General features: G+C 64.1%; 13 protein-coding genes. 12 read left to right on the forward strand and 1 reads right to left on the reverse strand.

What is annotated here, in order from left to right:
* Positions 1-5 precede the first annotated feature (5 nt).
* From argS to surE, 11 genes are all read left to right on the forward strand, one after another.
* Entirely contained in the window at positions 6-1,799 is a 1,794-nt protein-coding gene (argS, locus tag V1288_RS26860; RefSeq protein ID WP_334359896.1) for an arginine--tRNA ligase, read from the forward strand.
* Between the two features lie 115 nt (positions 1,800-1,914).
* A complete protein-coding gene (locus V1288_RS26865) occupies positions 1,915-3,399 on the forward strand; it encodes an SPOR domain-containing protein (protein ID WP_334359897.1) in 1,485 nt (494 codons plus the stop codon).
* A 52-nt stretch (positions 3,400-3,451) separates the two neighbouring features.
* Positions 3,452-4,474, forward strand: a complete 1,023-nt coding sequence (gene nagZ, locus V1288_RS26870) for a beta-N-acetylhexosaminidase (protein WP_334359898.1) — start codon at positions 3,452-3,454, stop codon at positions 4,472-4,474.
* On the forward strand, positions 4,471-5,298 hold the full coding sequence (locus V1288_RS26875) for a segregation and condensation protein A (protein WP_334359899.1): 828 nt from the start codon (positions 4,471-4,473) through the stop codon (positions 5,296-5,298). Before nagZ ends, V1288_RS26875 begins: the two co-directional genes overlap by 4 nt.
* An 18-nt stretch (positions 5,299-5,316) precedes the next feature.
* Positions 5,317-6,048: an SMC-Scp complex subunit ScpB gene (gene scpB, locus V1288_RS26880; RefSeq protein ID WP_334359900.1), complete on the forward strand. Its 732-nt coding sequence runs from the start codon at positions 5,317-5,319 to the stop codon at positions 6,046-6,048.
* A gap of 166 nt (positions 6,049-6,214) precedes the next feature.
* Positions 6,215-6,457, forward strand: coding sequence for a twin-arginine translocase TatA/TatE family subunit (locus V1288_RS26885; protein WP_334359901.1), 243 nt, complete (start codon positions 6,215-6,217; stop codon positions 6,455-6,457).
* Between the two features lie 101 nt (positions 6,458-6,558).
* Positions 6,559-7,071: a Sec-independent protein translocase protein TatB gene (gene tatB / locus V1288_RS26890; RefSeq protein ID WP_334359902.1), complete on the forward strand. Its 513-nt coding sequence runs from the start codon at positions 6,559-6,561 to the stop codon at positions 7,069-7,071.
* Positions 7,068-7,889 carry a twin-arginine translocase subunit TatC gene (gene tatC, locus V1288_RS26895; protein WP_334359903.1) on the forward strand — a complete coding sequence of 274 codons (822 nt, stop codon included), beginning with the start codon at positions 7,068-7,070 and terminating at the stop codon, positions 7,887-7,889. Before tatB ends, tatC begins: the two co-directional genes overlap by 4 nt.
* 146 nt (positions 7,890-8,035) lie before the next feature.
* Positions 8,036-9,367, forward strand: coding sequence for a serine--tRNA ligase (gene serS / locus V1288_RS26900; protein ID WP_334359904.1), 1,332 nt, complete (start codon positions 8,036-8,038; stop codon positions 9,365-9,367).
* A 12-nt stretch (positions 9,368-9,379) separates the two neighbouring features.
* Positions 9,380-9,748, forward strand: coding sequence for a hypothetical protein (locus tag V1288_RS26905; protein ID WP_334359905.1), 369 nt, complete (start codon positions 9,380-9,382; stop codon positions 9,746-9,748).
* A 95-nt stretch (positions 9,749-9,843) separates the two neighbouring features.
* On the forward strand, positions 9,844-10,611 hold the full coding sequence (surE, locus tag V1288_RS26910) for a 5'/3'-nucleotidase SurE (protein WP_334359906.1): 768 nt from the start codon (positions 9,844-9,846) through the stop codon (positions 10,609-10,611).
* A 30-nt stretch (positions 10,612-10,641) separates the two neighbouring features.
* Here the strand turns inward: surE and V1288_RS26915 are convergent, their stop codons facing one another.
* Complete coding sequence (locus tag V1288_RS26915; protein WP_334359907.1) at positions 10,642-11,019, reverse strand: response regulator; 378 nt, start codon at positions 11,017-11,019, stop codon at positions 10,642-10,644.
* A 229-nt stretch (positions 11,020-11,248) separates the two neighbouring features.
* Between V1288_RS26915 and V1288_RS26920 the strand changes: the two genes are divergently transcribed.
* A complete protein-coding gene (locus tag V1288_RS26920) occupies positions 11,249-11,893 on the forward strand; it encodes a protein-L-isoaspartate(D-aspartate) O-methyltransferase (RefSeq protein ID WP_442893990.1) in 645 nt (214 codons plus the stop codon).
* Positions 11,894-11,895 lie beyond the last annotated feature (2 nt).

An 11,895-nucleotide genomic window follows, 5' to 3' on the forward strand; every position in this document is an offset into this window, starting at 1 on the left:
CGGCCATGTCCGACAAGTCAGCTTCACAACATCTGTTTGCCGACGTGCTGGCGCGCGTGCAGGCGATCTGCGCCGCGCTCGCGGCCGAGGGCCAATGGCCCGCCGGCACCGATTTCTCTCGCGTCGTGGTCGAGCCGCCGCGCGATGCCAGCCATGGCGACATGGCGACCAATGCCGCAATGGTGCTCGCCAAGGACGCGAAGGCAAAACCGCGCGAACTCGCCGACAGAATCGCGGAAAAATTGCGCGCCGACGAGCTGGTGGCTTCCGTCGAGGTCGCCGGGCCCGGCTTCATCAATCTCACTTTGAAGCCTCAGGTCTGGGCGGACGAACTGCTCATGATGCTGCGCGAAGGCGCTTCCTACGGCAAAAGCGCGATCGGCCACGGCGCCAAGGTCAATGTTGAATACGTCTCGGCCAATCCGACCGGGCCGATGCATGTCGGCCATTGCCGCGGCGCGGTGTTCGGCGACGCGCTGTGCGGTCTGCTTGATTTTGCCGGCTACGACGTCACGCGCGAATATTACATCAACGACGCCGGCGCACAGGTAGACGTGCTCGCGCGCTCGGCCTATTTGCGCTACCGCGAAGCGCTCGGCGAGAACATCGGCGAGATCCCGGAAGGGCTGTATCCGGGCGACTATCTCGTGCCGGTTGGCCAAGAGCTCGCTGCCGAGCATGGCGACAAGCTGAAGGCGATGCCGGAAAACGCCTGGCTGCCGATCGTGCGGGCCAAGTCGATCGCCATGATGATGGACATGATCAAGGGCGATCTCGCCGCGCTGAACATCAAGCACGAGGTGTTCTTCTCGGAGCGGTCGCTGGTCGAGACCGGCAACAACAAGGTCACCGAGACCATCGATTTCCTGCGCGCCAAGGGCGATATCTATGAGGGCCGCCTGCCACCGCCGAAGGGCAAGCCGGTCGAGGATTACGAGGACCGCATCCAGACGCTGTTCCGCGCCACTGCCTATGGCGACGACGTCGATCGTCCGCTGATCAAGTCGGACGGCAGCTACACCTATTTCGCCTCCGACATCGCCTATCACAAGAACAAGGTCGACCGCGGCTTCCTCGACATGATCGACGTGTTCGGCGCCGATCACGGCGGCTACATCAAGCGGATGCAGGCAGCCGTGAAGGGCGTCAGCGACGGCAAGGCCGCGCTCGACGTCAAGGTCGTGCAGCTTGTCCGGCTGCTGCGTGCCGGCGAGCAGGTGCGGATGTCGAAACGCTCCGGCGATTTCGTCACGCTGCGCGAGGTGGTCGACGAGGTCGGCTCGGATGCCGTGCGGTTCATGATGCTGTTCCGCAAGAACGACGCCGTGCTCGATTTCGACCTTGCCAAGGTGCTCGAGCAATCGAAGGACAACCCTGTCTTCTACGTCCAGTACGGACATGCCCGCGGCCATTCGATCTTCAAGAACGCGCGCGAGGTGGTGCCTGAGCTGCCGGCGGATGACGCCGCCCGATCGGCCTGGCTGGGGGATGCCCCGGTGGAGCGGCTGACCGACCCGGCGGAACTTGACCTTTTGAAGCGATTGGCTCTCTATCCCAGGATGATAGAAGCGGCCGCGGTTGCACATGAGCCGCACCGAATCGCTTTTTATCTATATGATTTAGCCAGTGAATTTCATGCGTTGTGGACGAAAGGGCGGGATTTGCCCTATTTACGCTTCATTATAACTAATGATGCAGAGATCACGAGGGCGCGTCTGGCTATGGTCCAGGGCGTCGTCTCGGTTCTGGCATCGGGCTTAGCCGTTCTCGGCGTCCACGCTCCGACCGAGATGCGGTAGGCAGGGGCGAAGGCCTTCACGGATGGGGGTTCGTGGGGTATCTGGCAGGGGCCGCTCGTCATGGTTTGTTTGACATGGCGGGTTGGCGCTGTCCCGTAGGGGATGCATCATCACGATGGCTAATCGATATCAGGACCGACCTTTTCCCTCCGCCGACGAAGCTCGCGGCGAGAGTGATCCGCTTGCCGAGCTCGCAAGGCTGATCGGGCAGACCGACCCGTACGGGGCCGCGGCGAAGCCTGCGCCGCACCCGCTGCAGTCGCGGGCCAATGTGCGCCCGCAGCGGTATGACCCGCCGCAGTATGATCGGCCGGAAGAAGAGCCCGAGGCTGCTCCGAGCCCGCCGGCATGGATGCAGCGCGCGCGCCACGAAACGCCGCTGCCGCCGGCTCCGCCGCCTTTGCCGCAGGAATACGATGACGAGCCGGAGTACCAGCCGGCGCCGGTGCATCCCGTGCATCGCTACGCGGCGCAGCAGCCACAGGCGCCTGCGCATCAAGCGCCACCCGCGCAGGACGACTATTACGAGCAGCCTCAGCAGTATGCCGACGAGCCGCAGCAGGATCCGTCGCGCTACGACGATGCGCTGTATGGACGGCTCGAGACCGGCGAGCACGACTATCAGCGCGATCCGGCCTATCCGGACGATCCCTACGCCTACCAGGAAGAATATGAGGAAGAGCCTGCGCCGAAGAAACGCTCGAGCGGCCTGATGACGGTCGCCGCGGTGCTGGCGCTGGCCGTGGTGGGCACGGGCGCTGCGTTTGCCTATCGCACCTTTGTCGGTTCGCCCCGCTCAGGCGAGCCGCCGATCATCAAGGCCGACAACAGCCCGACCAAGGTGGTGCCGGCGCCATCCGATGCGAGCGCCGCCAAGACCCCCGATCGCATGCTGTCGGGCGATGGCGGCGAGAAGCTGGTGTCGCGCGAAGAGACGCCGGTCGACGTCAATTCGAGGTCAGGCGGGCCGCGCGTGGTGTTTCCGCCACTGAACCAGAACGGCAATCCGCCGCCGCCGGCCAGTGTATCCCCGTCGGCGCCGATGCCGGCAACGGGCGCGAACGGCACGATGCCGAACAATGAGCCGCGCAGGATCAAGACGTACGCGGTCAAGGGCGACGCCGCGGATAACGGCGGCATCCCCGCAGGTGCCAGCGCGCCGCCGCCGAAGCCGCCGACGCGAAGCGTTGCTGCCCCGGCTCCGGCTCCCGGAGCGCCGCCGGCGCGTAACCCTGCATCCGCCAACGCCAGCGCCAATTCGCCGATGTCGCTCGCGCCGCAAGCATCCGAACCGGAGCCGCAGACCCGCGTGGCTGCGACGAACCCGACGCAAACCGCGCCGGCATCCGAGGGCGGAGGCACTTTTCTGGTATCGGTAACGTCGCAGGACAGCGAGTCCGCGGCCAGGGAGTCGTTCCGCGTGGCGCAAGGCAAGTATGCGTCCGTGCTCGGTTCCCGTTCGCCGGTGATCAAGCGGGTGGATCTGGCTGATGGGAAGGTCAAGTATCGCGCGATGGTCGGGCCGTACCGGACGCGACAGGAGGCGGTCCAGTTCTGCACCGAGCTGAAGGGCGCCGGGGGACAGTGCTTTATCCCGTAGAATTATCTGCGGTTTCCTTGACCGCGGGGCTCTGAGGGGCCTAATCGGCCCCATGAGCAGCCGCGCATTCATCACGGGCGTATCGGGACTGGAGTTGAGCGCTTCGGAGCGCGAATTCATCCATGGAATGCGCCCATGGGGCTTCATCCTGTTCAAACGCAATATCGAGACGCCGGATCAAGTATCTGATCTCGTTGGAGAATTGCGGGATTGTGTGGGCGAAGCGGATGCACCGGTCCTGATCGACCAGGAAGGCGGGCGGGTGGCCCGGCTGGGGCCGCCGCACTGGCCGGCCTATCCGCCCGGTGCCACCTTCGGTGCGCTCTTTGACCTCGACAGGGCGCGGGGGCTCACGGCTGCGCGGCTCAGCTCGCGGCTGATTGCGGCCGACCTGATCGACCTCGGCATCACCGTCGACTGCCTGCCGCTGGCGGACGTGCCGGTGGCCGGCGCCGATGCCGTAATCGGCAACCGGGCCTATGGAACCGAGCCGGGCAAGGTCGCGGCGATCGCCCGCGCCGTCACCGATGGGCTGGCGCAGGGCGGCGTGCTGCCCGTGCTGAAGCACATTCCCGGCCACGGCCGGGCCACCGCGGATAGCCATTTCCGGCTCCCGACCGTTGATACGTCGCGGGAAGAGCTGGAACGGACCGATTTCGCGGCCTTCCAACCGCTGGCGGACCTGCCGATGGCCATGACCGCACATGTTGTGTTTAGCGCATTAGACCCCGCCCAACCGGCGACGACTTCTGCGACAATCATCCGGCAGGTGATTCGCGGCGGAATTGGGTTCCAAGGCTTGTTGATGAGTGATGACGTGTCCATGAATGCGTTGGCGGGATCGATCGCCGAACGGACCCGCGCCATCGTCAACGCCGGCTGCGACATGGTCTTGCATTGCAACGGCAAGCTCGACGAGATGCGCGACGTCGCGCGCGAGACGCCGGAACTGGCGGGTGAGGCCCTGGATCGGGCCAAGCGGGCGCTGGCCTCGCGAAGAGCGCCTGAGCCCTTCGACCGGCAGGCGGCGCGGGCTGAACTTGAAGCGTTGATGGATCGGGTAGGAGCGGCATGACGGCTGAGATTCTATCGTTTGAAACCGGACGGCCCGCCGAAATCACAGACGGCGAGCCCGCGCTGGTCGTCGACGTCGAGGGCTATGAGGGCCCGCTCGATCTGCTGCTGACGCTGGCACGACAGCAGAAGGTCGATCTCGCCAAGATTTCGATCCTGGCGCTGGCCGACCAGTATCTGACCTTCATCGAGGCCGCGCGAAAAATCCGCCTCGAACTCGCGGCCGATTACCTCGTGATGGCCGCCTGGCTCGCGTTCCTGAAATCGCGGCTGCTGCTGCCCGAACCGGCCACGCCGGACGGCCCGAGCGCCGAGGAAATGGCCACCGCGCTCGCCAACCGGCTGCGCCGGCTTGAAGCTATCCGCGAAGCCGCCAACCGGCTGATGAACCGGCCGCAGTTCCAGCGCGATATCTTTCCGCGCGGCAATCCGGAATCGATCGCCGAAATCCGTCATCCGAAATTCACGGCGACCCTGTTCGATCTGCTCACGGCCTATGCGGCGCAGCGCCAGCAGCGTGTGCTGGCGACGGTGCATCTGGCCAAGCGCACGGTGTGGTCGCTCGCCGAAGCGCGCGCCTCGCTGGAGCGGCTGGTCGGCATGGCCGATGCCGAGGACTGGAGCTGCCTCGACGATTACCTGCTCAGCTACGTGGTCGATCCCTCGCAGCGGGCGACGGTGTTCGCCTCGAGCTTCGCCGCAGCGCTCGAACTGGTGCGCGAAGGCGAGATGGAATTGAACCAGAAAGAGGCGTTCGCGCCGCTGTATTTTCGTAAGCGTCCGCCGCAGGCAGCGATGCCCGCGCCGGATATGACGGTCGAGTAAGTGGAAGGAGACCTAGCCATGGCAAGCCTGGCGGAAAAACGCATGGAAGATGCCGAGGATCATTCCGTCGACCCGAATACCGAGGTTGCGGCGCGGCCGGAGGAATTGCGGCTTCTCGAAGCGCTGCTGTTTGCCTCCGCCGAGCCGATCGATCAGGCGACGCTTGCCAAGCGCATGCCCGATGGCGTCGACGTCAAGGCGGCGCTGGCACAGTTGCAGGCGGAGTATGCCCCGCGCGGCGTCAATCTGGTGCGGGTCGCCAACAAATGGACTTTTCGCACCGCCGGCGATCTGTCGTGGCTGATGACGCGCGAAAGCACGGAGACGCGGCGGCTGTCGCGGGCGGCGATCGAGGTGCTCGCGATCATCGCCTATCACCAGCCGGTGACGCGCGCCGAGATCGAGGAGATCCGCGGCGTGATCACGTCCAAGGGAACGCTGGATGTGCTGCTGGAAACTGGCTGGATCCGCCCCCGTGGCCGCCGCAAGACACCGGGCCGTCCGCTGACTTTCGGCACGACGGAAGCGTTCCTGTCGCAGTTCAGCCTGGAGGCGCTCGGCGACCTGCCGGGTCTGGAAGAGCTGAAGGGTACGGGACTGCTGGATTCGCGGCTGCCTTCCGGCTTCAGCGTTCCGACGCCGTCCGACGATGTGGCGCTGCGTGAGGATGAGGATCCGCTGGATGCCGGAGACAATCTGGAACTCCTGCTGGCGCCGGCTGCCGAGCCTGAAGAAGGCAGCGGAAGCTAGTTCCGAAGGCTCCGCCGAGCGACCACTCAGGCGGTTAATGATAGCCATAATACGTAGCCGCGACAGCGATTTGCCGCGGCAGGGGTCCTTGTTTTTGACACCTCTCGGGCCTACCTTCCGCCAAAGCTTGGCCGGAAGCCGGCCGTCTCTTTTGGAGGGTTGCAGGATGGGTTCGCTTAGCATTTGGCACTGGATCGTCGTGATCGCAGTGGTCCTGCTGCTGTTCGGCCGCGGCAAGATTTCGGACCTGATGGGCGATGTCGCGCAGGGTATCAAGGCCTTCAAGAAAGGCATGCAGGACGACGACAAGACTGCGGCCGAAAAGCCCGCCGAGCCGGTGAAGACCATTGATCACAATGCGCCGGCGCCGACGGCGGCACGGACGGATGTCGGCAGCAAGGCTGTCTGAACCGGACATCGGTGACGCCGGTTTGAGAAAAGGCGCGGACGGCCCCAAATCTTGCTAATGATGGGTTTGGGCGCGGACGTCTCGCGCGAGCGGAAGAATTCATGTTCGACATCGGGTGGAGTGAACTGGTCGTCATCGCGGTTGTCGCGCTGATTGCCATCGGCCCGAAAGAGCTGCCGGGCGTGCTGCGCATGGTCGGGCAATGGATGGGCAAGGCGCGCAAGATGGCGTCCGAATTCCAGGGCCAGTTCCAGGAGGCCATGCGCGAGGCCGAAATGGCCGATCTCAAGAAGAGCTTTGACGAGGTCAAGGACACCGCGACAGCGCTGTCTCCCGGCAACCTCATGACCTCGCTGCAGAAGGACGTCGGCGACGCCCTGCAGATCGGCGACATCGACAAGCCTGTCACCGCACCCAACGATGCGCAGGTAGCGTCCGCGATCGGCGAACCCGTTACGCCGACGACGCCGGCCGCGCCTACGCCGGAAACCTTCGTCGAAGCCGAGGCGCATGCGGCGTCCGAGCCGCTGGCGATCACGCGTGATGTCCAGGCGGCTCCGCAGGATATCGCGCCCGCGTCGCCTGACATTCTCAAGGACGCCAAAGCGTCATGACCATCGAGGACATCGAGGCCAGCAAGGCGCCATTGATGGATCACTTGATCGAGCTGCGCTCGCGGCTGATCAAGGCGCTATTGGGCTTCGGCATTGCCTTCATCTTCTGCTTCTTCTTCGCCAAGCAGATCTACAACGTGCTGGTCTGGCCGTTCGTCTGGGTGGCGGGCGCCGAGAACTCCAAATTCATCTACACCGCGCTGCTGGAATATTTCCTGACGCAATTGAAACTTGCGCTGTTCGGCGCCGGCTTCATCTCGTTCCCGATCGTGGCGACGCAGATCTACAAATTCGTGGCGCCCGGGCTCTACAAGCATGAGCGCGGCGCGTTCCTGCCGTATCTGATCGCAACGCCGTTCTTCTTCGTGCTGGGTTCACTGCTAGTCTATTTCGTGGTGCTGCCGATGCTGGTGCGGTTCTCGCTCGGCATGCAGCAAATGGGCGGCGAGGAGAGTGCGCAGATCCAGTTGTTGCCGAAGGTCGGCGAATATCTGTCGTTGATGATGTCGCTGATCTTCGCCTTCGGCATCGCGTTCCAGCTACCTGTCATCCTGACGCTGCTGGGGCGGATCGGCATCGTTACCTCGCAGATGCTGCGCGAGAAGCGGCGCTATTTCATCGTCATCGCCTTCGTGATCGCCGCCGTTCTGACCCCGCCCGATGTCATCAGCCAGGCCTCGCTCGCGATACCGCTGCTGGCGCTCTACGAGGGCGCGATCGTCGCCGTCCGCATGGTGGAAAAGAAGGCCGCCGCCGCGCAGGCCTCGACCACGCCTCCGCCCGCCAGCCCGCCTCCGGAAGCCAATCCGGCGGAATAGGGCACTCCGACCGCGTTTTCCCTATCATCGCGATGTGCTGCCCATGATTCGTCATGCCCGGGCTTGACCCGGGCATCCACGACTTGGTCTAACGCAGCAAAGACGTGGATGGCCGGGACAAGCCCGGCCATGACGGGGAATGAGTAATGCACGACATCAAATCGATCCGCGACGACCCCCAGGCGTTCGACGCCGGACTGAAGCGCCGCGGGCTGGCGCCGTTGTCGGCTGCGCTGCTCGCGATCGATGAAAAACGCCGCGCGGCGATCCTGGCGTCGGAGCAGGCGCAGGCCCGGCGCAATGCGGCTTCGAAGGAAATCGGCGAGGCCAAGAAGGTCAAGGATGAGGCACGCGCCAGCAAGCTGATGGCCGAAGTCGCCGAACTCAAGACCACGATGCCCGAGCTCGAGCTTGCCGCGAAGACTGCGGACGAGGAACTGGCGAAAGAACTTGCCGCGATCCCGAACCTGCCGCTCGACGACGTGCCCGATGGCGCAGACGAGCACGGCAATGTGCAGCGCCACGTCTACGGCAATATCCGCAACTACGCCTTCACGCCGAAGCCGCATGACGATCTCGGCGGCGCGCTCGGCTACATGGATTTCGAGGCCGCCGCGAAATTGTCCGGCGCGCGCTTCGTGGTGCTGAAAAAGGGATTGGCGCGGCTCGAGCGCGCGATCGGTCAGTTCATGCTCGATCTCCATACGAACGAGCACGGCTATATCGAGGTCAATCCACCGCTATTGGTGCGCAACGACGTGATGTTCGGCACGGGCCAATTGCCGAAATTCGAGGACGACCAGTTCTGGGCCATCAAGGGTGAATTGCTTGCGGCGCCCGATGAACGATTGAAGACCGAGCGTCTCGGCCTCATTCCCACCGCCGAAGTCTCGCTGACCAACCTCGTCCGCGAATCCATCGTCGACGAAAAAGAACTGCCGATGCGGCTGACCGCGCTGACGCCGTGCTTTCGCGCGGAAGCTGGCGCCGCGGGCCGCGATACCCGCGGCATGATCCGGCAGCATCAATTTACAAAGGTCGAACTGGTTTCGATCTCTGTGCCCGAAACCAGCCGCGACGAGCATGAGCGTATGCTGTCTTGCGCCGAGGAAGTCTTGCGCCGGCTCGACCTGCATTACCGCGTGATGACGCTGTGCTCCGGCGACATGGGCTTTTCCGCGCAGAAAACCTACGACATCGAGGTCTGGATGCCAGGGCAGGGCGAAGGCGGCGCCTATCGCGAAATCTCGAGTTGCTCGGTGTGCGGCGACTTCCAGGCGCGACGGATGGATGCGCGTTCGCGTGGACCCGACGGCAAGCCGCGTTTCGTGCACACGCTGAACGGCTCCGGCACGGCGGTCGGCCGCGCGCTGATCGCGGTCATGGAAACCTATCAGCAGCAGGGCGGTTCGATTGCGGTGCCCGATGTGTTGCAGCCTTATATGGGTGGCCTCAAGGTGATCGAGCACGACAAATAGCAAAGCAGCGACATGGCATTGCATCGCGACATCTTTTGGATCGGGCGGCAATGGGCTGTTACCGGCCACGGGATGCAGTTGATTGATCAGCGGATGATGGGCGCCTTCGATATCGAAGTGGCGCGCTTGTGGGACGATGATCTGATCGAGCGCATGCATGCCACGGAGTGGCTCAACGCCGCGGATTTCGACAAGGGACTGGCGGTTGCACGAACGCGATATTCGCAGCCGCGGGCTGGATCGGCGCCGGTCGTTGCGCCGCCGGTTCAAGCGATCGAGACCAGCGCGCCGCCTAAGCAATCGTCAAACCTTCAGATGAAAATCGACGGCCAGGCCAGGTTCGCGCGCCCCTGGCGTGTCTGGATGAAGCGGAAAACATGAGAAAATGGGCTGGTTTGCCTCGGCGGCGATAGCCGGATAAGACGACGCTCAAAGGCGAAAGGCGCCCCATTTCGAACCAAGAGGCATTTTGACGGATGCGAATTCTCTGCACCAACGACGACGGCATCCACGCGCCGGGTCTGAAGATCGTCGAGGAGATCGCCCGCGCGCTGTCCGACGACGTCTGGATCGTGGCGCCGGAGCTCGATCAGTCCGGCGTCTCGCATTCGTTGTCGCTGAACGATCCCCTGCGGCTGCGCGAAGTCGGTCCGCGCCATTTCGCGGTGCGGGGCACGCCGACTGATTGCGTGATCATGGGCTCGCGCCACATCCTCGGCGAGAAGATGCCTGATCTCGTGCTGTCCGGCGTCAACAAGGGCCGCAACGTCGCCGAGGACGTGGTCTATTCCGGCACCATCGCCGGCGCCCTCGAAGGCACGATCCTGGGCATCCCGTCATTCGCGCTGAGCCAGGAATTCTCCATCGAGACCCGTCACGCGCCGCTGTGGGACACTGCGCTGAAATTCGGTCCGGATATCCTGCGCAAGGTGATCGATGCGGGCGTACCGAAGAACACGGTGATCAACGTCAATTTTCCAGCCTGCACGCCAGATCAGGTCAAGGGTATCAGCGTGACGCGGCAGGGCAAGCGCAACCTCGGCTTCCTCAAGGTCGACAAGCGCCACGACGGCCGCGGCAATCCCTATTTCTGGATCGGCTTCGAGCGCGCCGCGATGATGGATACGCCGGCGGAAGGCACCGATCTTGCCGCACTTGCCGCACGCTACGTCTCGGTCACCCCGCTGCGGCTTGATCGGACTGACGAAGCGTTCTCGGAAGAGCTGACGACGACGTTGAAGTAAGCTGAAGCGCTACGCGTCGCAACGCGCCGCCTATACCGGCGCGCTCTTCAACGTAGCGGCGATAACCTGCGCCAGCGTTTCCAGTTGGAACGGCTTCTGCAGTGCGGGGCGGTCGCGATATTCCTGGGGCAGGCCGGAGGAGCCGTAGCCGGTCGCAAAGATGAACGGGCGGTTGCGCGCTGTGATCAGCTCGGCCACCGGCGTAATCACCTTGCCGTTGACGTTAACGTCGAGAATGGCGAGGTCGAATTCGGTCGATTGCACCAGCTTGACCGCTTCGCCGATTTCGCCGGCCTCGGCAGCTACGCTGTGGCCCAGCTCTTCCAGCATGTCAGCGACCATCATCCGGATCATAACCTCGTCTTCGACGAGGAATACAGAACAGCCCGCCGGCCGTGTCGCTATCATGAGGGGAATCCTTGCCCTTCCAAGGCTTTGAGGTTCGCAAAAAACACCCCTTGGCGCAACGTCGACATGAACCGGCACGCTTGGACTTCGGCGACGGATTTGCCGTGCCCTAACGCCGGGGGCGCGAGGACGGTTCCGGTAGCCGGAACCGAAATCTTGAGGAAATTCTTCCTTAAGTGCGCGGACGCTATTACATCTCGGCGGGGCCTGAGCCCGCCGCGAGACCGCAATGTCGCAAGAACCGCCCGAGAAGATGATGTTTCAGCTCACCCTGCGGCGGCGGGGGATCAGCGACCTGGCGGTGCTGCGCGCCATGGAAGCAGTGCCACGGGAGGTTTTCGTGGCGGCCGGCGACCGCGGTCACGCCTACCGCGACAGCGCGCTCGGCATCGCCTGCGGGCAGACCATCAGCCAGCCCTTCGTGGTGGCCTACATGACCGAGCAGTTGCAACTGCGGAAGGACCACAAGGTGCTCGAGATCGGTACCGGCTCCGGCTATCAGGCCGCGGTGCTGTCGCGGCTATGCGCGCATGTCCTGACCATCGAGCGCTACCGGACGCTGGCGGACGCGGCCCGCGATCGGCTCGAGGCGCTCGGCTATTTCAATATCGAGGTGATGCTCGGCGACGGCTTCGACATTCCGCCCGGCGCCGGCGATTTCGATCGCATCATCGTCACTGCCGCGATGGAGCAAATCCCGGATAGCCTGCAGCAGCGGCTCGAGCCCGGCGGGATCCTGATCGTACCGGTCGGCCCGCATCATGGCACCCAGACGCTGGTGCGGGTCACCAGGACCGAGAGCGGTTTCGAGCGCAAGGAATTGGTCGATGTCCGCTTCGTCCCGGCCCTGCCGGGAATTGCCCGCGAACTGTAGAA

Source organism: Bradyrhizobium sp. AZCC 2176 (assembly GCF_036924645.1).
Taxonomy (GTDB): Bacteria; Pseudomonadota; Alphaproteobacteria; order Rhizobiales; family Xanthobacteraceae; genus Bradyrhizobium.